Origin of the sequence: Dermacoccus sp. SAI-028 (assembly GCF_004346775.1) — a bacterium.
Classification (GTDB): domain Bacteria; phylum Actinomycetota; class Actinomycetes; order Actinomycetales; family Dermatophilaceae; genus Dermacoccus; species Dermacoccus nishinomiyaensis.
Genome location: NZ_SMFS01000001.1, coordinates 682,983 through 709,596, shown reverse-complemented (window position 1 = coordinate 709,596; position 26,614 = coordinate 682,983). Strand labels below are relative to the sequence as shown.

At 70.5% G+C, this 26,614-nt stretch carries 21 protein-coding genes; 5 read left to right on the top strand and 16 right to left on the bottom strand.

Annotation, left to right across the window (positions count from 1 at the left end; all coding sequences use genetic code 11):
- Positions 1–33: 33 nt before the first annotated feature.
- The 10 genes from EDC82_RS03255 to EDC82_RS03210 form a co-directional block, all read right to left on the bottom strand.
- Entirely contained in the window at positions 34–1,551 is a 1,518-nt protein-coding gene (locus tag EDC82_RS03255) for an NADH-quinone oxidoreductase subunit N (protein WP_062258571.1), read from the bottom strand.
- The gene (locus EDC82_RS03250) at positions 1,548–3,146 is read right to left on the bottom strand and encodes a NuoM family protein (RefSeq protein WP_231729593.1); all 1,599 of its coding nucleotides are present in this window, start codon (positions 3,144–3,146) and stop codon (positions 1,548–1,550) included. Before EDC82_RS03250 ends, EDC82_RS03255 begins: the two co-directional genes overlap by 4 nt.
- Entirely contained in the window at positions 3,143–5,119 is a 1,977-nt protein-coding gene (locus tag EDC82_RS03245; RefSeq protein WP_062258567.1) for an NADH-quinone oxidoreductase subunit L, read from the bottom strand. The genes EDC82_RS03250 and EDC82_RS03245 overlap by 4 nt, the downstream gene beginning before the upstream one ends.
- Positions 5,116–5,562 (bottom strand): NADH-quinone oxidoreductase subunit NuoK, encoded by a 447-nt coding sequence (nuoK, locus tag EDC82_RS03240; protein WP_082740947.1) that lies wholly within the window; start codon positions 5,560–5,562, stop codon positions 5,116–5,118. Before nuoK ends, EDC82_RS03245 begins: the two co-directional genes overlap by 4 nt.
- The gene (locus EDC82_RS03235) at positions 5,559–6,071 is read right to left on the bottom strand and encodes an NADH-quinone oxidoreductase subunit J (RefSeq protein WP_038567014.1); all 513 of its coding nucleotides are present in this window, start codon (positions 6,069–6,071) and stop codon (positions 5,559–5,561) included. Before EDC82_RS03235 ends, nuoK begins: the two co-directional genes overlap by 4 nt.
- Positions 6,072–6,165: 94 nt before the next feature.
- A complete protein-coding gene (locus EDC82_RS03230) occupies positions 6,166–6,801 on the bottom strand; it encodes an NADH-quinone oxidoreductase subunit I (RefSeq protein ID WP_082740946.1) in 636 nt (211 codons plus the stop codon).
- On the bottom strand, positions 6,798–7,754 hold the full coding sequence (locus EDC82_RS03225) for a complex I subunit 1 family protein (protein ID WP_006946099.1): 957 nt from the start codon (positions 7,752–7,754) through the stop codon (positions 6,798–6,800). The genes EDC82_RS03230 and EDC82_RS03225 overlap by 4 nt, the downstream gene beginning before the upstream one ends.
- Positions 7,751–8,320: an NADH-quinone oxidoreductase subunit C gene (locus EDC82_RS03220; RefSeq protein WP_038567011.1), complete on the bottom strand. Its 570-nt coding sequence runs from the start codon at positions 8,318–8,320 to the stop codon at positions 7,751–7,753. The genes EDC82_RS03225 and EDC82_RS03220 overlap by 4 nt, the downstream gene beginning before the upstream one ends.
- A complete protein-coding gene (locus EDC82_RS03215; protein ID WP_062258566.1) occupies positions 8,317–9,066 on the bottom strand; it encodes an NADH-quinone oxidoreductase subunit B in 750 nt (249 codons plus the stop codon). Before EDC82_RS03215 ends, EDC82_RS03220 begins: the two co-directional genes overlap by 4 nt.
- A 12-nt stretch (positions 9,067–9,078) precedes the next feature.
- Complete coding sequence (locus EDC82_RS03210; RefSeq protein WP_006946140.1) at positions 9,079–9,450, bottom strand: NADH-quinone oxidoreductase subunit A; 372 nt, start codon at positions 9,448–9,450, stop codon at positions 9,079–9,081.
- A gap of 282 nt (positions 9,451–9,732) precedes the next feature.
- On the opposite strand from EDC82_RS03210, the gene recC reads away from it, so the two are divergent.
- The 5 genes from recC (at position 9,733) to EDC82_RS03185 (ending at position 19,663) form a co-directional block, all read left to right on the top strand.
- Positions 9,733–13,170 carry an exodeoxyribonuclease V subunit gamma gene (gene recC, locus EDC82_RS03205; protein ID WP_160126180.1) on the top strand — a complete coding sequence of 1,146 codons (3,438 nt, stop codon included), beginning with the start codon at positions 9,733–9,735 and terminating at the stop codon, positions 13,168–13,170.
- The gene (locus EDC82_RS03200) at positions 13,167–16,550 is read left to right on the top strand and encodes a UvrD-helicase domain-containing protein (protein ID WP_131940608.1); all 3,384 of its coding nucleotides are present in this window, start codon (positions 13,167–13,169) and stop codon (positions 16,548–16,550) included. Before recC ends, EDC82_RS03200 begins: the two co-directional genes overlap by 4 nt.
- A complete protein-coding gene (recD, locus tag EDC82_RS03195) occupies positions 16,547–18,415 on the top strand; it encodes an exodeoxyribonuclease V subunit alpha (RefSeq protein ID WP_062258319.1) in 1,869 nt (622 codons plus the stop codon). The genes EDC82_RS03200 and recD overlap by 4 nt, the downstream gene beginning before the upstream one ends.
- A 69-nt stretch (positions 18,416–18,484) precedes the next feature.
- Positions 18,485–19,402: an EamA family transporter RarD gene (rarD, locus tag EDC82_RS03190; RefSeq protein WP_006946240.1), complete on the top strand. Its 918-nt coding sequence runs from the start codon at positions 18,485–18,487 to the stop codon at positions 19,400–19,402.
- Positions 19,403–19,453: 51 nt separating this feature from the next.
- Positions 19,454–19,663: a hypothetical protein gene (locus EDC82_RS03185; RefSeq protein WP_062258321.1), complete on the top strand. Its 210-nt coding sequence runs from the start codon at positions 19,454–19,456 to the stop codon at positions 19,661–19,663.
- Between the two features lie 528 nt (positions 19,664–20,191).
- Here the strand turns inward: EDC82_RS03185 and EDC82_RS03180 are convergent.
- The 6 genes from EDC82_RS03180 to EDC82_RS03155 all read right to left on the bottom strand — a co-directional run bounded on the left by EDC82_RS03180 (position 20,192) and on the right by EDC82_RS03155 (position 26,511).
- The gene (locus EDC82_RS03180; RefSeq protein WP_082740880.1) at positions 20,192–21,493 is read right to left on the bottom strand and encodes a D-arabinono-1,4-lactone oxidase; all 1,302 of its coding nucleotides are present in this window, start codon (positions 21,491–21,493) and stop codon (positions 20,192–20,194) included.
- Complete coding sequence (locus tag EDC82_RS03175) at positions 21,486–22,637, bottom strand: alanine racemase (RefSeq protein WP_062258324.1); 1,152 nt, start codon at positions 22,635–22,637, stop codon at positions 21,486–21,488. Before EDC82_RS03175 ends, EDC82_RS03180 begins: the two co-directional genes overlap by 8 nt.
- Entirely contained in the window at positions 22,634–23,230 is a 597-nt protein-coding gene (locus EDC82_RS03170) for a TetR/AcrR family transcriptional regulator (protein ID WP_062258326.1), read from the bottom strand. Before EDC82_RS03170 ends, EDC82_RS03175 begins: the two co-directional genes overlap by 4 nt.
- Before the next feature lie 149 nt (positions 23,231–23,379).
- Positions 23,380–24,408 carry a polyprenyl synthetase family protein gene (locus tag EDC82_RS03165; RefSeq protein WP_131940606.1) on the bottom strand — a complete coding sequence of 343 codons (1,029 nt, stop codon included), beginning with the start codon at positions 24,406–24,408 and terminating at the stop codon, positions 23,380–23,382.
- A 22-nt stretch (positions 24,409–24,430) separates the two neighbouring features.
- A complete protein-coding gene (locus EDC82_RS03160) occupies positions 24,431–25,753 on the bottom strand; it encodes a geranylgeranyl reductase family protein (protein WP_062258392.1) in 1,323 nt (440 codons plus the stop codon).
- Positions 25,750–26,511: a demethylmenaquinone methyltransferase gene (locus EDC82_RS03155; RefSeq protein ID WP_050786552.1), complete on the bottom strand. Its 762-nt coding sequence runs from the start codon at positions 26,509–26,511 to the stop codon at positions 25,750–25,752. The genes EDC82_RS03160 and EDC82_RS03155 overlap by 4 nt, the downstream gene beginning before the upstream one ends.
- Positions 26,512–26,614 lie beyond the last annotated feature (103 nt).

The following is a 26,614-nucleotide window of genomic DNA, read 5'->3' as shown; positions in this document are numbered from 1 at the left end:
GCAGGTGGAACGCGGTTACCGACGGCGCGGGCCTCAGAAGAAGCGCAGCAGCAACGACGGCAGGATGCTCGTCGCGACGAGCACGAGCGCCATCAGCGCGATGACGACGCGGTGGCCGCGCGTCGTGACGACCAACGGCGAGGCCGCCGCGCCTGCGGACGTACCCACGACGGTCGCGCCCGCCCCCTCGACGGAGTCAGCGGCCGGCGCATCGGATGCGTCGCCCGTCGCGTCACCGATCGGCACGAACATCGCGACGATCCAGCGCAGGTACACCGCCACGCCGAGCAGCGTGTTGAGCACCGCGAACCCGAGCAGCCACCACGAGTGGTCGACGGCGACGGGTTTCATCGCGACGACCTTCGCGACGACACCGACGATGCTCGGCGGCAACCCGGCGAGCGCGAGCAGGCCGAGCGCCATCGTCGCCGCACTCAGCGGATGCGAGCGGAACATGCCGCGCAGCGCGTCGATCTGCACTGCCCGGCCGGGCCGCTCGAACGCGGCGAGGACGACGAACACCGCGGCCGTGCCCAGCGTGTAGAGCGCAAGATACTGTGCGGCTGCATGCGTCGAACCGGCCGAGACGCTCGTGAGCGGCAGCAGCACCCAACCGGCCTGCGCAACCGTCGACCACGCCATGAGACGCAGCAGATCGACCTGACGCAGCGCCATGACGTTGCCGAGCGTCATCGACAACGCCGCGATGATGCCGAGGGCCGCCTGCGCCGGCGAACCGAGCGCGGACGCCGCCGACACGACGACGAGCATCGCGCCGAGCGCGCCCACCTTGGACGTCGTCGCGAGGAACGCCGCGACCCACGTGCCGGACCCCGCGAACGCCTCCGGCGTCCACGCGTGGAACGGCGCGAGCGACAGCTTGAAACCCACACCGGCGAGCACGAGCATCATCGCGACGACGGCGAGCGGCTTGCGGGCCGGGTCGGCGAACGCCGTGATGACGGCGTCACCGCTCATCGCGATGGTGCCCGTCGCAGCAAACCACAACGCACACCCGAGCGCGAGCACGGCGAACGACGCGAGCGCCGTGACGAGCAACGTCAACGCACCGTGCGCGGCCGCCCGGCCACCACGCAACGCGACGAGGGCGATGCTCGGCAGCGTCGCGAGTTCGAGGAGCACGAGCCACGATGCGAGGTCTCGCGCGGCGACGACGCCGACGCATCCGGCCGTCGCGGACAGCACGAGCATGGCGCGCACCGCGGCGCGTTGAGGGGACGTCGGACGCACCGGCTCGAGCGCCGCGAGCACGACGACGACGAGCGCCGAGACGAGCGCCAACCCCGCGAGGCCCGTCCCCGGCGCGTCGAGACGCCACCAGCATTCCCCGCCCGAGCACAGCGTCGCCAAGTGCCCTCGGCGCCCCGCGACGACGAGGGCACCCAACGCACCGATCAGACCGAGAGCCGCGATGATCCACGGCAACCGCGCCTTGGCGTGGAAGACCACGTCGACGAGCAGCACGAGAAGCGCCGCGACCATCGGCACGGCAGCCGGAGCGAGGGCGAGAGCGTCGACGGAGATCTTCACTTGACGCCTCCCAGCAGCGTGACGAGCTCGTCGTTCATGAGATGCATGAGGGGGCTCGGGACGAGACCGAGGGCGATCGTCGCGAGCGTCAGCACGCCGATCGCGAGCCACTCCGCGCCCGTGACGCGCTGCATGGCCGCGGCGCCGTCGGCCGGCGACGCGACGGCTGCCACGCCATTCGAGGCGTCGGCGACGGCCGTCGCGTCAGACGCAGCGTTCGCAGTCGCTCGACGGGCGTCATCGACAGCCGCGCGACGAGTGTCGTCGTCGAGGTCGCCGGACCAGACGGCGCGCAATACGCGTGCGCCGTAGACGGCGGCGAGCACGGCGCCGAGGGCGGCGAGGGCCGTCAGCACGTGGAACAGGGTGTTGGGTCGTGACGGCGCATCCCACGCCGCGAAGAGTGCGAGGATTTCGCCCCAGAAACCGGCGAGCCCCGGCAGCCCGAACGCAGCGGCGACCCCGACGACCAGGGCGAACCCGAGTCGCGGATGGGTGTCACGCAATCCGAGCGCGGGTGCGTCGACGTCGACCGGCCCACGGCGCGCCTTCAGCGCACCGACGATCGCGAACAGCAGCGCCGAGATGACACCGTGCGCGATGTTGCCGTAGAGCGCGGCGCCGAAACCGATGACCTGCCCGGCCGCGAGCGCCAGCATGACGAAACCCATGTGGGCGATCGACGACCACGCGACGAGGCGTTTGAGGTCGTGTTCGACGAGACAGACGAGGCCACCGACGATGATGCCGGCGACCGCCAGGATCGCGACGATCGGCGCGATGCGGCGCCATGCGTCCGGCATCGGCAGCGCGACGAGACGGACGAAACCGTACGTGCCCAGCTTGAGCAGCACGGCGGCGAGCATCATCGAACCGGCAGTCGGTGCCGCCGTGTGAGCGCGCGGCAGCCACGCGTGCACGCCGAGCAGCGGCACCTTGACGGCGAGGCCGACGCTGATGAGCGTCGCGGCGATGAGCGTCGTCGTGAATGGCAGGTGGTGTGCGGCCGCCGTGAGGTGGTCGAGGTCGCTCGTGCCGGTCGCGGCGACGAGCACGAGCAGCCCCGCGAGCATGAGCATGGAGCCACCGACGGTGTAGAGCGCGAACATCCACCCGGCGCGACGACGCTCGGCGGGCGCAGCGTCACCGAAGCGGTCGATGAGCACCCACATCGGCACGAGGGCGACCTCGAAGGCGATGAAGAAGCCGATGACGTCGCGCACCGTGAACGCGGCGACGGCCGCGCCGAGCACGACGAGCAGGCTGCCGTAGAACAGCCCCGGCGTGCCCTTCGGACGCTGACGGGACGACACGGCGACGGCGAGCAGCGTCACCGCTGCGGCGAGCACGACGAGGGGCGCGCTGATGCCGTCGATCGTCAGGTGCAGGCGCAGCCCGATCTGCGGCGCCCACGGCCGGTCGACGACGGCGTCCCCCATCGCCGCGGCGAGGCCGGCGCCGAGCGACGCAGCCGCGGTCAGGAGGGCGATGCACCAGGCGGCGGTGTGCGACAGCGGACGTCCGAGACGGTCGGCCGCCATGAGAGCGGCGCCGAGACCGAGCGGCAGGGCGCTGGCGAGGAGCAGGGCGATCACCACAACGTCACCCCCACGACCGAGGCGACGACGACGCCGACGACGACCCACGACAGGCCCGTCGAGGGGCGGCGCGTGTGCGGTGCGTCGGCGAGGTCGCCGAGGCGCGCCATGCCGGCGGGCAGCGTGTCGTGCGCTGCGGCGAGACGAAGATCGGTGCCGTGGACGACATGGGCGAACCACACGATCGGCCGCGTCAGCGCGAGGTAGGCACGATCGAGGCCGAACCCGCGCGTGGCGAGCAGCGTCATGCGTCGCGGCAGGCGCCGGGAGGCGTCACCGTAGAGCTGACGCAGCGACATGATGCGCACGACGAGCACCGACGCGAGCACGAGCAGCACGGTGGCCCCCATCATCGGCAGGTTGAGATGCCGGGTGTCGATGTCGATGAGCGGCGTCAGCGCGAGGGCTCCACCGAAGATGCCGCCGAGGGCGAGCACCCACATCATGAACCGCACCATGACGCCGGGGCGCGGCAGCACCTCGTCCTCGTCGTACTCCTCGACGGCGGCGATCTCCTCGCCGTGCTCGTCGACCTCGGGCGAGGTGCGCAGCAGTTCGACGATGTCGACGTCGCGCACGACGTGCGAGTCGTTGAGGACCTGACGTTCACCGCGGCGCTCCAGCGTCGTGCGGTGCTGCAGGATGAGCCAGGCACGCATCGAATACGCGGCAGTCGCGGCGACGATGAGGAACAGCATGATGAACCCGATGAGCCCTTCGACGTGTCCGTCCGCCTGCGAGCGCGCTGCGTCGTTGATCATCGCATCCTTCGAGACGAACGCGATCGTCGGCGGCAGCCCCGCCATGGTGAACAACCCCAGGGTCGCCGGAACGAACGTGCGCGGCAGGCGACGCAGCGACCCCGACATGCGACTCGCGAGCGTGCTGCCGATGACGACGGACAGCCAGCCGAGCAGCAAGAACAGCATCGACTTGAAGAAGGCGTGGCCGACGAGGTGGAGCAGCGCGGCGTCGGCCGAGTCACCCGGCGGGACGGCGCCGACGGCCAGCAGCATGAGCCCGACCTGGCTGACGGTCGACCACGCGAGCAACCGCTTGAGGTCGAACTGGCAGAACGCGGCCAGCGCCGCGAGCAGCGACGTGACACCGGTGACGAGGACGAGCGTCAGGCGGGCTGTCGGTTCGAGCGCGAGCAGCGGCTCGAACTGGGCGAGCACGACGGTGCCGGCGGCGACCATCGTCGCGGCGTGGATGAGCGCGGAGGCGGGCGTCGGGCCCTCCATCGCATCAGGCAGCCAGTCGCTGAACGGCAGCTGCGCCGACTTGCCGAGCACGCCGCAGACGAGGCCGAGCAGGACGGCGAGTCGCAGAGGGCCGTCGATGTGCGTCCACGTGCTGAGGATGTCGCTGATACGCGTCGTGTGCGCGACCATCGCGAGCGCCGCGAGGCCGACGATGAACGGCGCGTCTGCGAGGCGGGTGACGACGAAGGCCTTGAACGCTGCGCGGCGGGCCGCAGCGCGCTCGCTCTCGTGACCGATGAGCAGGTACGAGCACCAGCCCATGACCTCCCAGCCCATCAGCGTGAGCAGCACGTCGTTCGACAGCACGACGAGCACCATCGCTCCAGTGAACAGCGCGACGCTCGAGGCGAACACGCGATAGCGCGGATCGGAGTACAGGTACCAGCGCGCGAAGAGCTGCACCGTCAGTGACACGAGAAGCACGACGGCGACGATGAGCGCGCTCGTCGCGTCGTCGCGCAACTGCAGCGGCACCCGCAGCGTGGGCCCGAGCGGCAGCGCGTCGAGCGTCGTGACGTCCTGCGCCACCCCCGACCCGAGATGACGCAGGACCAGCCAGACGGACGCGCCGAGCGCCGCGGCCGTCGTCACGGAGGCGAGGACGAAGGCGACGACGTTGCGGCGTCCGAGGACGAACGCCAATAGCGTGCCGATGAGCGGCAGCGCGAGAGCCGCCTGCGCGAGGTGAGACGTCACGCTCGTCACGAGGTCACCTCCGGCGAGGATGCTGAGGATGCCGGCGACGTGGTCGACGTCGCGGCCGGCGAAGCTGTGGTGGCCGTCACGCCCGCCTCGCGAGCGCCGCTGTTCTCGCCCGTGACCTCACGCGTGTCGGCGCGTACCTCGTCGGCGTCGAGTCCTTCGCCGAGGTCGATGTGACCGCGCGCGCGAAATGCATACAGGATGATGCCGAGCGCGAGGGTCACCTCGGCGGCGGCGAGGGTGATGACGAACAGGGACATGATCTGGGCGGAGCCGCCCGGATCGGGCAGGATCGCGCTCGTCGTGACGAGCACGAGGTTTGCGGCCGCGAGCACGAGTTCGACACCGATGAGCATGAGGACGGCGTTGCGGCGCGCGAGGATGGCGTAGACACCGGCGCCGGCGAGGATCGAGGCGAGGCCGAACGGCAGCACGAGGTGGATCATCGACCGCCTCCCGAGCGTCGCGAACCGATCATCGCGAGGGCCCCGACGAGGGCGGCGAGCAGGACGAGCGAGACGACCTCGAACGGCCACGCGAACCGGCCGAACAGGTTCTGCGCGAGGTCGGTCGTCGTGCCCGAGTCGATGCGCGCGCGGCGTGTGCCGAACGCCGAGACGAACGCAGAGAACAACAGACCGCCCGTCGCCGCGGCGATGACGAGGGCGGCCATCCGCGTCATGATGGGCGCGTCGTGGTCGCCGCTGCGCCCGATCGGCGCGCGCGTCAGCATGACGGCGAACAGGACGAGGACGACGACCGCGCCGACGTAGACGAGCAACTGCACGAGCGCGACGAGTTCGGCGCCGAGGACGAGGTAGCAGCCCGACAGCGTCGCGAGGCACACCGTCAGCCACAGTGCCGCGTGGACGATCTGCCGCGTCGTCACCGCACAGATCGCGGACGCGGCGCTGATGAGGCCGAGGCAGGCGAACAGGGCGTCATGGACGGTCATGGTCGCTCCCCCCTGGTCCTGGCTGTCCGGCTGCTGATGGGCGTGTCGACTTCGGTGTGGCGGGCGGTGGCCCGCGTCGTCGTGGTGCTCGCGTTCACTGCGTCGGCCGACGTCGTTGCACGCGTGCGGGTTTGCTCGCCGCAGCCACCTCGGCGGCCCCGGGTGCGCCGTCGTCGAGATCGGGAGGCGCGGGGACGGTGCGCATCCACGCGCCGAGCTCGTCCTTCTCCTGCAGCAGGTCGCGGATGTCGTTCGTCGCGTACTCGAACTCGGGGCTCCAGAACAGCGCGTCGAACGGGCAGACCTCGATGCAGATGCCGCAGTACATGCACAAGGAGAAGTCGATCGCGAACCGGTCGACGACGTTGCGCTGACGATCGCGCCCACCGGGCGCCTCGCTCGGCACCGTCTCCTTGTGCGAGTCGATGTAGAGGCACCAGTCGGGGCACTCGCGTGCGCACAGCATGCAGGCGGTGCAGTTCTCCTCGAGCAGCGCGATGACGCCGCGGCTGCGCGGCGGCAGGTCGGGCTTGACGTCCGGGTACTGCTGCACGGACGTCTTCTTCGTCATCGTGCGCGCAGTCGTGCGCATCCCGGTGAGCAGGCCGCGGATCGGACCCGCCTCACGCCCGGAGGAGGGCAGCGGGTGGACGTGGCGACCGAGATCGCGCGGGGCGTCGGGAGTCGCGTCGCCCGAGGCGGACGCGTCGTTCTCGTGAGGCTGAGTCATGCGGTGTAGATCACTCCTGCCGCGGTGAGAGCGAGTTGGACGAGTGCGAGCGGGACGAGCACGAACCAGGCGAAACGCTGCAGCTGGTCCTCACGCAGCCGCGGCCAGCTCATGCGCATCCACAAGATGACGAAGGCGACGACGGCCGTCTTGAGCAGCATCCACACGAACCCGAGCGCGCCCTCGAACGGGCCGTTCCACCCGCCGAGGTAGAGCGCGGCGAACAGTGCCGACATCACGACGATGCCTGCGTACTCGCTCAGCAGGAACAGCGCGAAACGCAGGCCGGTGTACTCCGTCATCACGCCCATGACGACCTCTGAGTCGGCGACGGGCATGTCGAACGGCGGGCGTTGCAGCTCGGCCGTCATCGCGACGAGCAGGACGAACGCGCCCGGCAGCTGCCACAGCAACCAGATCGGGTGCCACTCGTGGACGATGCCGGAGATGCTGAGCGAACCCGCAGCCATCGCGAACGACGCGCACGCGAGGATGAGCGGCACCTCGTAGCTGACGAGCTGCGCGGCCGACCGGAACGCGCCGAGCGTCGCGTACTTGTTGCCCGAACCGAACCCTGCCATGAGCGTCGCGACCGTGCCGATGCCGGAGACGGCGAGCACGTAGACGAGCGACGCGGGCAGGTCACCGGCGACGAGGCTCGGCGTGAACGGGACGGCCGCGAGCGCCAGCAGATAGCTGAACATCGACACCGCCGGCGCGAGCTTGAACACGCCCCGGTCAGCGGCGCGCGGCGTCACGTCCTCCTTCTGCGCAAACTTGACGCCGTCGGCGACGAGCTGCGCCCACCCGTGAAAACCGCCGGCCTCCATCGGGCCGAGGCGCCCCTGCATGTGCGCCATCACCTTGTGTTCGACCTGGCCGAGCACGAGCGGCAGCACCATGAAACAGGCGAGCACGGCCACGCTGCGCAACGTGACGTCGAGAACGCTCATCGCGGCCCCCACGTGTCGTCGGGGACGCCCGGCGCCATGACCTTGCGGCGCTTGGCCGCTCCCGCGCGAGGGCTCTCACCCTTGGACTCGCCGGGGTCCTTGATGCCCGGCCACTCCTTGCTCGCGCGCGCCGTGAGGACGAACGACTTTCGCAGCGGCGTGCCGATGAACGTCTCGGGCAGCAGCAGCTTGCGCAGACCGGCGCCCGTGCCGTCGTCGAACCCGTCGAAGACGATGCCGAACATCTCGAACGTCTCACGTTCGTGCCATGCCGCGCCGCGCCACAGGCCGGTGAGGCTCGGGGCGTGCGCCGGGTCGTCACCCGAGGCGAGCGGCACCCGTGCGCGCGTCATGACACTCGCGCGCACGCCGGGGACGTCGCCGTCACCGATCTCATAGAGGTGGCTGACGAGGTCGAAACCGGCCGGCTTGTCGGGCAGATCGCGATCGGTCTCGTCGACGGCGGTGACGAAGTCGAAGAACGTGTAGCCGTCGGCGCGGTGCGCTTCATGCGTGGCGATCCACTCGTCGAGCGCGACGTCGACGCGGCGCGGTTCGCGGCTCATGCGTCATCACCGGTCGTGGGGGTGTCGGGTGTCGGGGCGTCGGCCTTGGTGGCGCCCGTCGCCTTCGTCGAGGGGACGTCGTGCCCCGGCTTCGTCACGAGCGGACGCTGGACGGACGCGGCGCTGCGGCGCTTGGTGGAGAACGGGTTGAGGCGCGACATGATGCTCTCGCCGGTCAGCTTCTCCTGCGCGATCTGGTTCTGCAGCGTGACGATGCCCTGCAGCAGCGCTTCGGGGCGCGGCGGGCAACCGGGCACGTAGACGTCGACGGGCACGAGCTGGTCGACGCCTTTCGTCACGGAGTAAGAATCCCAGTACGGCCCACCGGAGTTCGAACACGCGCCGAAGCTGATGACGTACTTCGGCTCGGGCATCTGGTCGTAGAGGCGACGGACGGCGGGCGCCATCTTGTCGGTGACGGTGCCGGAGACGACCATGAGGTCGGCCTGACGTGGGCCCGGCGCGAAGGGGATGACGCCGAGGCGGATGAAGTCGTGGCGCGACATCGAGCCGGCGATGAATTCGATCGCGCAGCAGGCGAGGCCGAAGTTGAACACCCACAGTGAGTAGCGGCGCCCCCAGTTGAGGACGAGCCGCATCGGCTTCGGTGCATGCTCCTGCGCCATGCCGACGTGGGGACGCACCGTCGGCATCGGCAGGTCGACGGCGCGCTCTGCGGTGGCTTCGATCGGCCCTGCCGTGGGGAAGGTCGCGTCGGCGGCGGGCGTGCGGGAATCGTCGGTCATCGTCGGATCACCTCACAGCCAGGCCAGCAGGCCCCGGCGCGCGGCATGCGCGAGGCCGACGAGCAGGACGAGGATGAAGATGCCCATCTCGAACAGTGAAGCGACGCCGAGACCGCTCGTGCGCAGGACGAGCGCCCACGGGAACAGGTAGACGGCGTCGACGGCGAACACCACGTAGAGAAACGCGAACGCGACGTACCGGAAACCGGACTGCTGCCAGTTGCCGGCGATGGGGTCGACGCCCGACTCGTACGTCGTCAGCTTCGTCGGGCTGGGCACGCGCGGTGCGAGGACACGACGGACCACCATGGCAGCGACGAAGAGCGCGACGCCCCCGAGGGTGACGCCGAGCACGACGAGGTAGCCCAGCAGACCGGAATTCACCGGCCCAGCCTATCGGGGCGCACCACCTGCGCCCGCGAGGCTGGCGCGTGTGTCTCGCCTGCGGGCGTTCTGCGGTGACGCCGGGCATCATGCGGCTGCCCTCTCACAGATGGAGTGGGGAGCCTGTCTGCCCCTGTCACCGACGGGAGTTCGTCGAGGCTGAAGGCCCGCACCCGCAGCCGTGGCGTTCATAGGCTCCTGCCGGCAGGTGCGATGTCGCCGATGGGACGCAAGAACCCCGGAATCCCGCGGTTGTCGGAGGCAGCGTCTACTGTCTGTGACGTGGCACTCATCCTGCATCGGGAAGCTTCCCCGACCGCTCTCGCCGAGCAGCTCGGCTCGCTCCTCGCGAGCGATCCGCTCGACGTGTTCGACCGTGAACTCGTCATCGCGCCCTCCCCCGGCGTCGAGCGCTGGCTGAGCCAACGTCTCGCGCACGAGCTCGGCGCGAACATCGGCGACGACGGGGTGTGCGCCGGGCTGAGCGTCCACACGCCGTACTCGTTCATGTCGTTCGCCCTCGAGCGCGAGTTCGACGACCCGTGGCACCCCGACCGGCTCGCCTGGCTCGTCCTCGAAGCCGTCGACGCGGCCGTGCAGCGCCCCGGGTTCGAGACGCTCGCCCACCACCTCGGGGCCGATGCGCTGCCCGGCGGCGCGTCGAAGAACGACGCGTGGTTCCACCGTGCCCGCCAGTCTCGTCGGTACGCGGTCGCGCGGCGCCTCGCGGGGCTGTTCGCGCGCTACAGCGACGAGCGTCCCGCGCTCGTTCGTGCCTGGGAGAGCGGTGCCGGCGGCGACGTCGCGCCCGACCTCGCGTGGCAGCCCCGGTTGTGGCGTGACGTGCTCGACGTGGCGCGCGCGCACGGCATCGACGAGTCGCCCGTCGCGCGGCTCGACCGCGTGTGCACCAGCCTGCGCGACGGCACGCTGACGCTGTCCCTGCCGCGGCGCGTCAACTTCTTCGGCTACACGCGGGTGTCGACGGCGACACTCGACCTGTTCGAAGCGATCGCCGCACGTCACGAGACGCACCTGTGGCTGCCGCACCCGAGCGACGCCCTCTGGCAGCGGTTGCGCCAGCTCGATTCCGGCGGCCTCCGGCGCCGCGACGACGACAGCGCGCGCGCCGCGGAGCACCCGTTGCTCGCCACGCTCGGGCGTGACGTCCGCGAACTCGAACTGACGCTGCTGCGACGCGACGTCGAGGACGCGAGCGCACCGGCGGCCGCCCCGTTTGGGCAGGGGCCTGCCGGTGAGGGATCCTCGCGCGGGGCTGCTGCCGGCACGCGCCTCGAGCAGCTGCAGGCCGACATCCGCGCCAACCGCGCCCCGAGCGCCGTCTCGACCATCGACGACACGACCTCCTTCCAGGTTCACGCCTGTCACGGCCCGGCCCGTCAGGTCGACGCACTGCGCGAGACGCTGCTGTGGCTGCTCGACGAGTCCAAGGGCAGTCTGCAGCCGCGCGACATCGTCGTCATGTGCCCCGACGTCGAGACGTACGCGCCGCTCATCAAGGCGGCGTTCGCCTCCGTCGACGACGACGGCGCGCACCATCCCGGTCGGCGTCTGCGCGTGCAGCTCGCCGACCGCGGCCTCGCCGCCACCAACCCCCTCGCCGAGGTGGCCCTGAGACTGCTCGGCCTCGCCGGCGGGCGCGCCACCGCATCCGAGGTGCTCGACTTCGCGCACCTGCCCGCCGTGCGCCAGAAGTTCGGTTTCGACACGGATGCCCTCGACCGCATCAGCCGGTGGGTGCGCACGAGCGGTGCACGTTGGGGTTACGACGCCGAGCACCGCCGCGAGTACGGCCTCCTCGAGATGCCGGCCAACACGTGGACGCTGGCTCTCGACCGGCTCGCACTCGGCGTCGCGATGAGCGCCGACACAGAAGCTCCGGCGGGCGCCCTGCTGCCGATCGACGATCTGGGCACCTCCGACATCGAGACGGCGAGCGCCTTCGTCACCCTCATGACGGAGGTGACGGCGGCCGCCAAGGCCGTGCGCGGCACGAGCTCAGCGGGCGTCGACCTTACCCGGGGCAGTTTCACGCCGCAGGAATGGTTCGACTGGTTGCGGCGTCACGTGGGCGCCGTCGCTGCTCCGTCACGCGACGAGGCGTGGCAGCTCGGAGCGTTCGAGCGCGAGTTGGCGTTCCTCGCCGAGGGCAGCACCCGCACCGGTCTGCGCCTCACCGACATGCGCGTCATGCTCGAGCAGCGCTGGGGCCCGCGCCCGTCGCGCAGCAACTTCCGCAACGGCGCCGTCAGCGTGTGCACGCTGACGCCGATGCGTTCGGTGCCGCACCAGGCCGTCATCCTGCTCGGCCTCGACGACGAGAGCTTCCCCCGCTCCTTCGTCGTCGACGGTGACGACGCGCTCGCTCGCGACCCTCATCTCGGCGAGCGCGACCCGCGCAGTGAGGACAGGCAACTGCTCCTCGATGCCGTCATGGCGTCGCGCAAGCACCTCATCGCGTTCTACTCGGGCTTCGACGAGCGTGACGGCACTCGCCGCCCGCCCGCCGTCCCGCTGCAGGAGCTCATCGCCGCGGCCGCCGCGACCGGCGCGCCGACCCCCGAGGATGCCGAGCGTCACCCCTTCGAGTTCGTCCACCCGCTGCAACCGTTCGACGAACGCAACTTCACGTTCAGTTCACCCCTGCCGGGTGGCTCGTACGACGCGGCCGCGCTCGCCGGCGCGCGTTCGTTGCGGCAGGCGCGTGAGAGCGGACGCGACGTCGCCGACGAGACCTCGCTGCCGCCGCTGCTCACCGGCCTGCTGCCGGCCCGCGAACCCCGTGACGTCACCCTCGACGAGCTCGTGAGGTTCATCGAGAACCCGGCCCGCACGTTCCTGTCCGACCGGCTGCAGACGGGCGTCACGTACGAGGCCGACGAGACCGAGGATGCGCTACCGATCGACCTCGACCCGCTCGAACAGTGGGCCGTCGGCGATCGCCTCCTGCGTCGCACCCTCAGCGGGGTGCCGCTGGAGCAGGCGAGCGCCGAGGAGAGCCACAGTGGCGCGTTGCCACCGAGCCCGCTGCCGTCGAAGATCGGCGACATCACGCGCAAGGTCGGCGCCATCCTTCAGGGCCTGCCGCCGGGTGAGCGACGCAGTATCGACGTGTCGATCCCCCTCACGCTCAACGGGCCGAGCGGGCCGGCCTCCGTCCGGCTGACGGGTGTCGTCCCGCACGTCATCGGCGACGAGATCCAGATCGTCAACTACAGCTCCGTCAGTGCTCGGCACCTCGCGCGGGCCTGGGTGAGCGTCCTCGCGGTCGCCGCCTCGCGTCCTGGGCAGGAGTGGAGCGCCGCCGTGCGCGGCAAGTACGGCGAGTGCCGCCTCACCGCACCCGATGACCCGCTCGGCGCGCTCACCGACCTCGCGGCCCTGCGCCTCGACGGTCTGCGCGCGCCCCTGCCGGTGCCGGCGAAGACGTCGCTCGCGTTCATCGATGGCTACCGCACCGGGCGACGCTCGCGCAACGCCACCGAAGAACTCGCCCTCAACGTCGGGGCGAGCAAGGCCCGCCCGGTCTGGGAAGGCACCTTCGATCGCGAGGGAGAACGCGACGACCCCTGGTGGCAGCGCGTTTACGCGCCACAGGTGCCCTCACTCGACCGGCTCAATGCGGGCAACGTGTTCATCGACCGGAGCAAACGGCTGTGGATGCCGCTGCTCGACCAGAAGGGACCGATCGGGCGATGACCGAGACCCCAGCACCCGTCGCGACGAACCCGCTCGGGGCACCCGCGCCGCCGCCGTCCGCGCAGTTCGACGTCACGGCGCCCATCCCGCACGGCACGACCCTCATCGAGGCGAGCGCCGGAACGGGCAAGACCTGGACGCTGAGCGCCCTCGTGACCCGTCTCGTGGCCGAGGAGGGGCTACCGCTCGAGGAACTGCTCGTCGTGACGTTCTCCCGCGCCGCCAGCCAAGAACTGCGCGAACGCGTGCGCGAACAGCTCGAACGCGTGCTCACGCGGCTGCGGCAGGCGCCCCGCGACGACGACGGCGTCCTCGTCGCAGCCCTGCGCAGCGACGACCCAGGCATGCTCGCCGAGCGCTGCGACCGCCTCGCCCGGGCGCTCGCGTCGTTCGACTCGGCGCTCATCGCGACGATCCACCAGTTCTGCCACGACGTGCTCAAGGGCCTCGGCGTCGCCGGCGATTCCGACTCGTTCGCGACGCTCGTCGAGGACACGACCGGCCTGCGCGACGAGGTCATCGACGACCTTTACGTCGCCCGCCGCGCGCAGGATCCGTCGTTCGACCTCTCGCACGAGCGGGCACGATTCATCGGCCACTGCGTATTGACGAACACCGGCGCCGCCCTCGACGCGCCCGCCGACGACAGCCAACGCGCCGTCATCGACTTCGCTGAGGCGCTGCGCAACGAGTACGCGCGCCGCAAGCGCCGCGCCGGCATCCTCGAGTACGACGACCTGCTCGTCGACCTGCGCACCGCACTGCGTGCAACCCCGTCGATCGCCCGCGAACGGATGCGGGCGCGGTGGAGTGTCGTGCTCGTCGACGAGTTCCAGGACACCGACCCCGTGCAATGGGAGGTCTTCCAGACGGCGTTCTCGGAGGCGGGCCGCTCCCTCATCCTCGTCGGCGACCCCAAGCAGGCGATCTACGGTTTCCGCGGCGGCGACGTCCACACCTACCTGCGGGCGTCGCAGACCGCCGAGCACCGTTCGACGCTGCCGACGAACTACCGCAGCGACGGCCCGCTCGTCGACGCCCTCGGCCGCCTCATGGGCAACGTGACGCTCTCGCCCGGCATCGTCGCGCACCCCGTCACCGCCGACCGCGAGACGTCCCGCCTCGTCGGCGACGCCGCGCCGATCGAGATGCGCTGGGTCAACGGTGACCCGCTGCCCGCAGCTGGCGCGCGCAGCGCCGTCGCGCACGACCTCGCGGTGCGCGCCAGCGAGCTGCTGGCGAGCGGGACGACGTTCGGCGACGCGCCGCTCGCGCCGCACCACATGGCGGTCCTCGCGCGCACCCACGCACAGCTGCTCCAGGTCCGCGAGCAGCTGCGTGCCGCCGGCATCCCCGCCGTGATGATGAGTGGCGACTCCGTACTGCGCAGCAGCGCCGGGGCCTGGTGGCTCGAGCTCCTGCTCGCCCTCGAACAACCCCATCGCGCGCAGCGCGTGCGAGCGGCGTGCCTGACGCCCCTCATCGGCTGGGACGTCGCCCGCATCGACGCACTCGAGACGGCCGACGCCGACGAATCCGCCGAACTCGTCCACGCGCTCGCGGCGCAGTTCGACGAGGGCGGCATCCCCGCCGTCGTGGATGCGCTGCGAGCGCACGGCATGCTCGAACGCCTCCTCGCCCGCGTCGGCGGCGAACGCGACGTCACCGACATCGAGCACTGCGCGCAGTTGCTGACGGAGCGTCAGCTCGCGACCGGCGGCGGCATCGCGGCGCTCGTCGCGTGGGTGCAGGAGCAGAGCGCCGCGGATGCCAAGGTCACCGCCGACGCGCGCCTCATGCGTCTCGACTCCGACGCGCAGGCCGTGACACTGTCGACCATCCACGCGAGCAAGGGGCTGCAGTACCCCATCGTCTTCGCGCCGACGCTGTGGAACCGATGGGACAAGGACCGCTCGGTTCCCGACATCGTCTACACCGAGGCGGGCCGTGTCGTCTCGTTCGATCCGGGCGTCATCAACGCGTCGCGATCGCACGAGGAGGCCTCCGGCGAGGAGATGCGCCTCGCGTACGTGGCGATGACGCGCGCGCAGAGCAAGGTGGTGTTGTGGTGGGCACCGACGGCACGCAGTACCTCGAAGAGCGCTCTGCACCGGCTGCTGTTCGGTCAGGCCGCCGACGCCGCGTCGCTGGGAGAACTGCTGACGCGCCGCACGAGCGACAAGGGCAGCGAGGTCATCACCACGACCGAGCAGAACGGCCTGCCGCGCGGTGACAAGCTGTTCGAGACCCTCCAGACCTGGGCTGAACACCGGGCCTTCACCCTCACCGAGGTCGTGCCCGGCGCCAAGCCGACGCCCGTTCACGTCGCCGTCTCGAGCGACGAGATGAACCTCTCACGGTTCGACCCACGCCTCGTCGACACGTCCTGGCGACGCACGTCGTACTCCGCGCTGTCGGCCGCCGGCGAGCGCGCCGACGAGCTGGCGGGCGTCGTCAGCGAGCCCGACGCCGTCGGCGCCCAGCTCGACCCGGACGTCGACCTCGCGCTGCCGCAGGCACCGTCGGCGCCCGATGTCCCGGGGGATGACGCTCTCTCCCCCATGCACGACCAGCCGCTCGGCGCGACGTTCGGCTCGCTCGTGCACGGTGTGCTCGAGGAGGCCGACTTCCAGGCCGACGACCTCGACGCCGAGCTGCACCGGCACATCGTCGAACAACAGCTGCGCTGGCCGGCCGACGTCGACGTCGACGCCCTCGTCGAAGCGCTGCGCGGGGTGCTCGCCACCCCGTTCGGGCCCCTGGCCGACGACGTGTGCCTGCGTCGGATCGCAATGAGCGACCGCATCGCCGAGATGGACTTCGAGATCCCCCTCGGTGGCGGTGACACCCCCCACGCCCGGGCGACCCTGCGTGCGTTCGCCGACGTCCTGCGCCGTCACCTGCCGGAAGACGACCCGCTGCGTCCCTACGCCGACCATCTCGAGGCCTCCCTGCTCGGCGAGGAGACGCTGCGCGGGTACCTGACCGGCTCGATCGACCTGACGTTCCGTCACGGCGGGCGCTATTTCGTCGTCGACTACAAGACGAACCGCCTGGGTGATCCGGATGCCCCGCTCACGTTGTCTGCTTACGGCCCCGAGGCCCTCGCCGCGGCGATGAATCACTCGTCCTACCCGCTGCAGGCGATTCTGTACGCCGTCGTCCTGCACCGCTACCTGCGCTGGCGCCTGCCCGGCTACGACCCCGAGACCCACCTCGGCGGCGTCATGTATCTCTATGTGCGTGGCATGGCGGGGGCTGACACGCCCCGCGGTGACGACGACACCCCCTTCGGCGTCTTCACGTGGCGCCCACCGGCAGCGCTCGTCGTCGCGCTGTCCGCCATCATCGACGGTCGCGAGCGAGGGAGTCAGCGATGACCGACCACCATGTCGAGACTGCGCCCGAATCGGCGGTTGTCGCACCTGACGCGGGTCGCACAGACGGACGCCACCCACTCGACGTCCTCGCCGAGCACGAGTTCGTCAGCCGCGGCGACGAACTCGTGGCCCGTCGCATCGCCCGCGCCGTGGGTGAACGCGACGGGTGGCCGCTCGCGCTGCTCGCTCTCGCCGTACGCGCGGCCCGAGAAGGATCGAGCGCGCTCGACCTCACAGGCGTCGCCAAGACGGGCGCCGAGGTCGCGCGTGACCAGGAGGACGAGGTCGACCTCGCGGTGGCGACGCTCGCCGAGGTGATCGCCGTGCCCGACCCTGCGGCCCTCGCCGATCTCGTGCGTGCGAGTGCGCTCGCGCACCAAGGCGTCGTGCACCTGCGCGGCGACGGCGCGGACGCCGCAGATCCGCCGCTGCTCATCATGGATCGTCACGACCGCGACGAGAACCTCATCGCCGACCTCATCGCACAGCGGCAATCACTGCTGGCTCCCCTCACCACGCAGTCGCAGGCCGAGGCCGACGCGGCCATCGCCGGCATCGCGCTCGACGACGCGCAGCGCGGAGCGGTGCACTCGGTCCTGACGCGATCGCTGACCGTCCTCACCGGTGGCCCGGGCATGGGCAAGACCTACACGCTCGCTGCGATCATCCGCGCCGCCCACGCGGGGCTCGGAGCCGACCTACGCCTTGCGCTCGCGGCTCCCACCGGCAAGGCGGCGGCGCGCATGACGGAGTCGTTGCGTGAGAACGGCGTCGGCCCCGACGCGGCCCCCGACGCCATCACCCTGCATCGCTTGCTCGGGTGGGATCGCACGAACTCGCAGCGCTTCGTGCACGACGCGAGCAACCCGCTGCCGCACGATCTCGTCGTCGTCGACGAGGCGTCGATGCTGTCACTCGCGATGACGGCGCGCCTGCTCGAAGCGCTCAAGCCGACGGCGCGCCTGCTCCTCGTCGGCGACCCCGATCAGCTCGCATCCGTCGAGGCCGGTTCGGTGCTGAGCGACCTCGTCTCCGGGCTCGACGACGCGCAGATCGTGCGCCTCACGACGCATCACCGGCTCAGCGAATCCCGCCGCGATCTCGCGCTGGCCTTCGCGGCGCCGACGCCGGACGAACAGGTCGCGGGCGTCACCGCGGTGCTGCGCGGTGGGCGCGGCGACGTCGAACACCTCAGCGAGGGCGACGTCGACCTGGCCGCGCTGCCGCACGTCGCGGAATCGGCGTGGCAGCTGCGTCAGGCGGCCGCTGCCGGGGATCGTGACGCGGCGCTGGGCGCCCTGCGTCACCACCGTCTCCTGTGCGCGCACCGCACCGGACCGTACGGTGTCGCCCGCTGGAACCGCCTCGTCGAGGCCTCGCTCGCCGATCGGGGCGTCGACATCGTGGCGGGCCGCATGTACGTCGGCCGGCCCGTCATCGTGACGAAGAACGACCCGAGCCTCGGGCTTTTCAACGGTGACACGGGCGTCGTCATCGACGCGGGCGGGCACCTCGTCGTCCTCGTCGACCGCGGGCAGAAGGCGGGCGAGGAGACGAAGAAACGCACCGAGTTCTCACCGTGGCGCCTGGCCGACGTCGAGACGATGCACGCGATGACGGTGCACAAGGCGCAGGGCAGCCAGGCCGAGCACGTCACGGTCATCGTGCCGCCGGTCAGTTCGCGGCTGCTGACGCGCGAGATGCTCTACACCGCGCTGACCCGCGCGAGTGCGCACCTCACCGTCGTCGGCACGGACGACGCCATCGAGCACGCGGTGCGCACCCCGGTGCGCCGAGCGTCAGGGCTGGCGCGGCGCCTGCGTGAGACGAACATCCAGCGCGAGACGAAAACCGAGAATGGATAGATTTCTGATGCACTGACCGGTGTCACCTGCCCCGCCGGGATCACCCGGCCCGACGACCGATGGAGAAGCGTGGCTGACGAGCAGCGCCAAGGCACGATCTACGGCTTCCTCGCCTACCTGGCGTGGGGTCTGTTTCCGCTGTACTTCCATGCCCTCGAACCGGCGGGCGCGTGGGAGATCCTCAGCCATCGCATCCTGTGGACGCTGCTGCTGTGTCTCGTCCTGCTGGCGATCACCCGCAATCTGGGCTTCCTGGGCGGGTTGTTCAGGGACGCGCGCAGGCTCGGCGCCATCACGATCGCGGCGCTCCTCATCGCCGCGAACTGGACGATCTACGTCGTCGCCGTGACGAGCGGCCACGTCACCGAGGCCGCGCTCGGGTACTTCCTCAACCCTCTCGTGACGGTGATGCTCGGCGTCCTCGTGCTCGGTGAGAAGCTGCGGCGTCTGCAGTGGCTCGCCGTCGCGATCGGTGTCGTCGCGTGCGTCTACCTCGCGATCGACTACGGCAGCCCGCCGTGGATCTCCATCTCCCTCGCGCTGTCGTTCGCCGCATACGGCCTCATGAAGAAGCGCATCGGCGGCCACCTCAGCGCCCTCGAAGGGCTGACAGCGGAGACCGTCGTCCTCGCGCCGTTGGCCGCCGCGCTGCTGCTGTTCGTGCTGCCGTCGAAGGATCTGACGTGGAGCGGGCACGGCGTCTCGCACAGCGTTCTGCTCGCCTTCAGCGGCGTCGCGACGGCCATCCCGCTGCTGCTGTTCGCCGCCGCTGCCCGTCGCATCCCGCTGACGACGATCGGGCTGCTGCAGTTCATGACGCCGATCATGCAGTTGCTGTGCGGCGTGCTCGTACTCGGCGAGCACATCAGTGCCGGACGCTGGGTCGGCTTCGGCCTCGTGTGGCTCGCCCTCGTCGCCCTGACGCTCGACTCGCTGCAGCACGCCACCCGCAGCCGCCGCGCCCGACGCGTCGCAGCCGCCGCCTGAACACGCAGCCACTCGGATCATGGCGCCGACGCGCGCCGGGTCAGCGAGGTCATGCCACGTCAACCGCACGACGATGAAGCCAAGACGCTCAAGACGCAGGTGACGCAGCTTCTCGGCCTGCAGGGCGCGCGGGCTGTCGTACTTGCCGAGCCCGTCGAACTCGATGAGGACACGAGTACTGCAACCCGGAAATCAGCCCGGGCGAAGACGCCGCCCGTCTCGTCGCGAATCGGGTGTTGCGGCTCCAAGGCGATCCCGTAGGTGTGGCACAACCAGCGCAGCCGGCTCTCCCCCGGCGACTCGACCCGGGCGTCCGCGAGATCGACGACGACGCGCGCCATGCTCACCCCCCTTGCGACGGTCATAGAGGGCAAGCACGTCTGGCAGTGCCGTGAGCGTGGCGGCAACACGGCGTCGCGCCAATTCGCGGCGCCACACCGCCGGATTCTCGGACGTCGGCGGCGTCACGATGTGATAGCTGCCGTTGCCGAGCGATTCGAGCCAACCGTCACGGACCCAGCGTCGGACGTGGTCATGCGTCAGCCCATGGGTGGCGAGTTCACTCACGTGCAGATGATGGGGTCCGTGCTGCATTCGCTGCCGCAGCAGCTCGGGTGGCGGATTCACTCTCACACTGTCGCCCATCGAGGGCACGGCGTGCTGGGCGAACGACGTCGCCCTGTGGACAACCAACCACGATCGAGCGAATCGGTGGGATCAAGCACTGCAGCGCTCGATCCCACCGATTTCGCTCGTGTTCGGCCCGGCTCGGCCCCGTGCGCCCAGCCGTCAGGCCCCGAGCACCTGTTCCAGATACGGGTTGGCGAACACCCGCTGCGGGTCGAGACGATCGCGCAGGGCGACGAAGTCGTCGAAACGCGGGTAGACCGAGCGCAGGTAGTCGGCGTCGTAGTCGTGCATCTTGCCCCAGTGAGGGCGCGCGCCGAGTTCGCGGGCGACGTCCCAGAAGTGCGCGAAGTAGGCGCGGTGGTCGGCCTTCACGTATTGGTGGATGGCGATGTAGCAGCTGTCACGCTCGTTGGCCGTCGACATCCAGCGATCGTCACCGGCAGCCCAGCGCACCTCGACGGGGAACGCGACGGGTTCGGCGGTGCGCTCCACCCACCGCTGCATCTCCCGCAGGATCGGCTCTGCGGCCTCGAGCGGCACGGCCATCTCCGATTCGCGGAACCGAACCGTTCGCGGTGAGGCGTACACGGCGTGCGAGCGATCCGAGAACTCGCGCGCGGACAGCGTCGAGGCGGAGATGTCGTTGAGGCGCGGCACGAGCGACGGCCGTCGCACCGCGAGCTCGTTGAGCCACCCGAAGACGGTGTTCGACAGGAACTGATCCTCGAGTCGTCCCTTCCAGCGCGGCAGCGGATTCACCGCCGCGTCACCGCCCCCGCGGACGTTGCGCTTCGTCATCACCTTGTCGGTGTGCGGAAACCAGTAGAACTCGTAGTGGTCGATCTCGGCGAGCGTCGCGTCGAGGCCGGCGAACTCCGCCGTCATCGTCGACGGGCCCTCCGTCGCGGCCAGCGTGAACGCCGGCACGCACTGCATCTCGACCTCGGTGATCACCCCGAGCACCCCGAGCGTGACGGCGAGAGCCGGCACGAGGTCGGCGTTCTCCCCGCCGTCGCTCCAGCGCAGAACCTCGCCGGTGCCCGTCACCATCTCGCCGCCGACGACGGCGCCGCCGAACCCGGTCCAGCCGAGCCCTGTGCCGTGCGTCGACGTCGAGACCGCCCCCGCGATCGTCTGACGGTCGATGTCGCCCATGTTGGGCAGCGCGAGCCCGTGTTCGGCGAGCCGCTCGACGAGGTCGTACAGGTGCGTCCCCGCCTTGATGCGCACCCGGTTCGTCGCCTCGTCGACGACGATGCCGCTCAGCGCATCGAGACGCACCTGGACGTCGACGGGCTCCGCGATCGCCGTGAACGAGTGCCCTGCACCGACCGGTTTGACCCGCCCGCCCGACGCCGCGGCGCGCTGCACGAGCGCAACGACCTCGTCGCGCGATCGCGGCGTGACGACCTCGCGCGGCGTCGCCGTCACGTTGCCGGCCCAGTTGCTCCACTCAGCCAAAGTTCTGCCCTTCTCCCCGATAGGTCGCGACCTCGTCGACGAGGGCGCCGTTCTCGACGACGAGGATCGAGTCGAACCGCTCGCACATCTCCCCCGCCTTGGAGTGGCGGAACCACACGTGGTCGCCGATGCTCAACCCGCGCGCGGACGCTCCGTGCAGCGGCGACTGCACCTCCCCCGCGCCCAGCTGGCCGTAGTACTTGAGCCCACGCGGATGCACGGGCACCGGCACCCGCGAGCGTGACGGCGGCCCGGAGCCGATGTAGCCGCCCGAATACGTGACGGCGGTCTGCGGGTCGGGTTTGCGCACGACGGGTGAGACGAACCAGCAGGCCGGTTCGGTGCGTAGCGCGCGGTAGCCGTCGAACAGACGCGGCGCGAACAGCCCGGAGCCGACGGCGATGTCGCCGAGCACGCCGTCACGCCCGCTGATGTGCGCCGATCCCGTGCCGCCTCCGTTGATGATCTCGAGGTCGGAGTACGCCTGCAGCGCGTCGACGACGGCGCGTCGGCGGCCCTCGATCTCGCGCATCGACGCCCACTTCATGAGGCGGTGACCGGGCGTCGAATCGGGCACGCCGGCGATCTGCGCCTCGTAGAACATGCAGCCGACGAGCTCGACGCCCGGCGTCCGCTCGATGCACTGCGCGAGGCTGACGGCGTCCTCGGGCGTACGCACGTCGGACCGGTGCGCTCCGGCGGTGAACGGACCGACCTTGAACGTCATGTCGACGTCGATGGCCACGCGCAGCACGACCCCCGCCTGCGTGGCGACGCGCGCGATCATCGCGACGTGCTCGGGCGAGTCGACCATGAGCGTGACGGTGGCGCGTGCCTCCTCGTCGTCGGCGATGGCGCGCATCGCGACGACGTCGGCGCTCGGGTAGGCGACGAGCACATCACGTAGCCCGTGAGACAGGAGCCACCGCGCCTCGGCGACCGAATAGGCGAGCAGACCGCTGACGCCGTCGTGGCGCAACGCCTCCTCGATGAGCGCGCGCACGCGGATCGACTTCGTCGCGATGCGCAGCGGCACGGGGGTCGCGACGTCGCGTAGCGCCGTCAGGTTGCGCGTGAACGCCGCGCGGTCGAGGACGGCCGTCGGCGCCCTGATCGGCCCCAACGGTGTGTCGAAGACGCTCACGCGGACACTCGGTCGGCGAACAGGCCGGCGAAGGCGTCGAGGACGGCGAGCGCCTTGTCGTCATCACCGTCGGCGAGCCAGGCGAGGGCGACGCCGTCCGTCATGGCGATGACCATGCGCTGGACGACCTCGGTCGGGATGCCGAGGTCGTTCGACCAGCGTGTCTGGAAGGTCTCGACGAAGTCGTGGACGATCGCGTAGTTCGTGGCGAAGATGCGGCGCGCGAGTTCGGGGCCCGAGTCTTCCTGACGCACGAGGTAGGCGACGAGTTCGTAGACGAGTCGCTGCCGGTCCGCCTGCGCACCACTGATCGACCAGTAGTAGCGGAACGCGGCGCGGATGGCGTCGACGGGCGAGACGTCGTCCGGCAACGGCAGTGACGCCGCCTCGATGTCGCGAGTCGCGATCGACTCGACCATGGCTTCGAGCAGCGCCTTCTTGCTGTCGAAGCAGTAGTGGACGGTGCCGAGCGAGACGCCCGCCTCCGTCGCGATACGGCGGACGGTCGTGTTGTCCAGGCCGTCCCGCAGGGCGATCGCGACGGCCGCCTGGATGAGTTGCGCGCGTCGCGTTTCGATGTCTAGCCGAGGCATAACTGCGACTCTAACGCCCCCTGAACTGGACATGTGTCTTGCACCACATTCGACACCCAGATGGTCACTTGCTGAACACCCGGCGTTCACGCCTCGGGACGGAGCGCGGTGTCAGCACGTGGTCTCAACTCTCCCCGCACCGGCGCCCGTCACGCCGAACGCGTCGCGACGCTCAGCGGAACCTCCTTGAGCGCGTCCTGCACCTCGCCCTCGCCGAGTTCGTCGATGAGAGCGGCGGCTTCGCGCGCTGTCGTCAGCGTGTGCGCGCGGGCCTGCTCCATGGCGGGGTGCGCGCGCAGCAGCTCGAGGGCCTCGGCGTGCTCGGCGTCGTCCGTCAGTGGCCTCGCGAGCAGTGCCTTCAGGCGCGCGTCGGCGGGGTCGCTCGAGGCGTTGACGTAGAACGTCGGCAGCGTCGTGACGCCCTCACGCAGGTCGGTGCCCGGGGTCTTGCCCGAAGTCTCGGCCTCGCTCGCGATGTCGAGGATGTCGTCGCTCAGCTGGAAGACGAGCCCGACGAGCTCGCCGTAGCGGCCCAGCACCTCGACGGTGCGCTCGTCGCAGCCGGAGAACATCGCCCCGTACTGCGCGGCGGCGGCGATGAGGACGCCCGTCTTGTCGGCGAGCACCTTGAGGTAGTACTCCATCGGGTCGGCGCCGTCGGGTGTCTGACGCTCGTCCTCGATCTGGCCGGCGCACAGGCGCACGAACGTCCGGGCCTGCAGGATGACGGCCTCCGGGCCGAGGTGGGCGATGAGTTCGGATGCCTTGCCGAAGAGCAGGTCGCCGATGAGGATGGCCGTCGAGTTGCCGTACACTGCGTTGGCGCTCGGCACACCGCGGCGGATGTCGGCCTCGTCCATGACGTCGTCGTGGTACAGCGAGGCGAGGTGCGTCAGCTCGACGCCGGCCGCCGCGTCGACGACCTCGTCGCTGATGCCGGTGCCGAGCATCGAGGTGAGCAACGTCAGCATCGGGCGGAAACGCTTGCCGCCGGCGTCCACGAGGTGGTGGCTGGCCTCACGCACGAGCGGGCTGTCGTGGTCGACGACGACGTCGAGGCGTGCGTTGACGCGCTGCAGCCCGTCGACGAGGCGGTCGCTCAGCTCCGCCGAGGCGTCCGGGACGATCGCGGACGCGACCGACTGGGCGCTCGAGGTGCGCGCGGATTCAGCACTCATGGTTCAACTCTTCCTGGGCCGTTCACGCGTTGGGCGCGAGGCGGGTCAGCACGGTGTACAGGCGATCGGTGGCGCTCTTGCCGCCCGGGTCGGCGAGGTTCGCCATCACCTTGACGATGATCTTCATCAGGTCCTCGCGCGGCAAACCGTACGTGACGGCGAGCTTCATGATCTGCGGATTACCGATCATCGTGGCGAAGTGGCGACCGAGCGTGAAGTAGCCGCCGAGGGCCTGCTTCATGACGTCGGGGTAGGTGGCGAGGATGCGTTCGCGGGCGACGTCGCCGCCGTTCTTCGCGGCGCCGAACGCGTCCGCGACGACGCTCGAACCGAGGCGCGCGGCCTCCATCGCGTACGCGATGCCCTCACCGTTGAACGGATTGACCATGCCGCCGGAGTCGCCGACGAGCATGAGGCCGTCGGCGTAGTGCGGGGTGCGGTTGAAGCCCATCGGCAGCGCCGCTCCGCGGATGTCGCCGACCATCGTCGCGTCGCCGAACGTCCACTCGGGCGGCATCGTCGCGACCCAGCGGCGCATGACCTCGCGGTAGTCGGTCTTGCCGAACGCCTTCGAGGTGTTGAGGATGCCGAGGCCGACGTTGCTCGTGCCGTCCCCGACGCCGAAGATCCACCCGTAGCCGGGCAGCAGGATCTTCTCGCCGCGCTCGTTCGTCGACGGCAGTTCGAGCCAGCTCTCGAGGTAGTCGTCGTGCGTGCGCGGGCTCGTGTAATAGGCGCGGACGGCGACGCCCATCGGCCGGTCCTCGCGCTTCTGGCGGCCGACGGCGAGCGCCAGGCGGCTCGAGTTGCCGTCGCAGGCGACGACGAGCGGGGCACGGTACGTCGCCTTCTCGCCGGTGGCACGCCCGTCCTCGCCGAGGAGCTTCGCCTCGACGCCGGCAACGCGGCCGTTCTCGACGATGGGCGCCGTGACGTTGACGCCCTGCAGCAACCGCGCGCCCTGGGCGACGGCGTGCTGGGCGAGGATGTCGTCGAAGTCCTGGCGCGTGCGCACGAGACCGTAGGCGGGGAAGGCTCCCTCGTCGGGCCAGTCGACCTGCAGACGCATGCCACGCCCGACGAGGCGCAGCCCCTTATTGCGGATCCACCCCTCGCTCTCGGGAGTGGGGATGCCGAGCGCGTCGATCTCCTTGACGGCGCGCGGCGTCAACCCGTCACCACACACCTTCTCGCGCGGGAAACGGGTCTTCTCGAGCAGCAGGACGTCGAGGCCGGCCTGCGCGAGGTACGCGGCCATCGTCGAACCACCCGGGCCGGCACCGACGACGATGACGTCGGCGCTCTCGATCGCCGCCTCGGGGCGCGTGCCGACGGCGTCGCTCACGCCGCGCCGCCCTTCTTCTTCGCCTGCTGGTTCTTCGACTGCTGGTTCTTCGGCGCATTCTTCGCCGCGGGCTTGACCGCGCGATGCAGCGCGACGATGCCGCCGGTGAGGTTGCGCCACTCGACGTCGGCCCAGCCTGCCGTCTTGATCTGCTCGGCGAGCTCACGCTGCGCGGGCCAGCTCTGGATCGACTCGGCGAGGTAGACGTAGCTCTCCGGGTTCGAGCTGACGGCGCGCGCGACGGGCGGCAGCGCCTGCATGAGGTACTCGGTGTAGACGCGGCGGAACGGCCCGTTCGTCGGGTGGCTGAACTCGCAGATCAGCAGGCGCCCGCCGGGCTTCGTCACGCGCGCGAACTCGGCGAGCGCGCCCGTGACGTCGACGACGTTGCGCAGGCCGAAGCTCATCGTGACGGCGTCGAACGAGGCATCGGCGAACGGCAGCTTCGTCGCATCGGCGGCGGTGAATCCGAGGTCGGCGCGGCGCTTCTTGCCCTCGCGCAGCATGCCGAGGCTGAAGTCGGCGGGCACGACGTGTGCGCCCGCGGCGTCGAAGGGCTCCGACGAGGTGCCCGTGCCTGCGGCGATGTCGAGCACGATCTCGCCCGGCTTGGGGTCGAGCGCCGTCAGCACCTGCTTGCGCCAGCGACGGTCCTGGCCGAGGGAGAGCAGGTCGTTCATGATGTCGTAACGCGCCGCGACGTCGTCGAACATGCGCGCGACATCGCTGGGTCGCTTGTCCAGGCCAGCACGATTCATGGGGCCATTCTCGCACTCGCGCGCGCGTGCCCTCGCGGCCACCTGAATGAGCAGGTGCGCGGGGCGTCATCACGCGTCGCTGACGGCGGCGCCTCGCGCCACC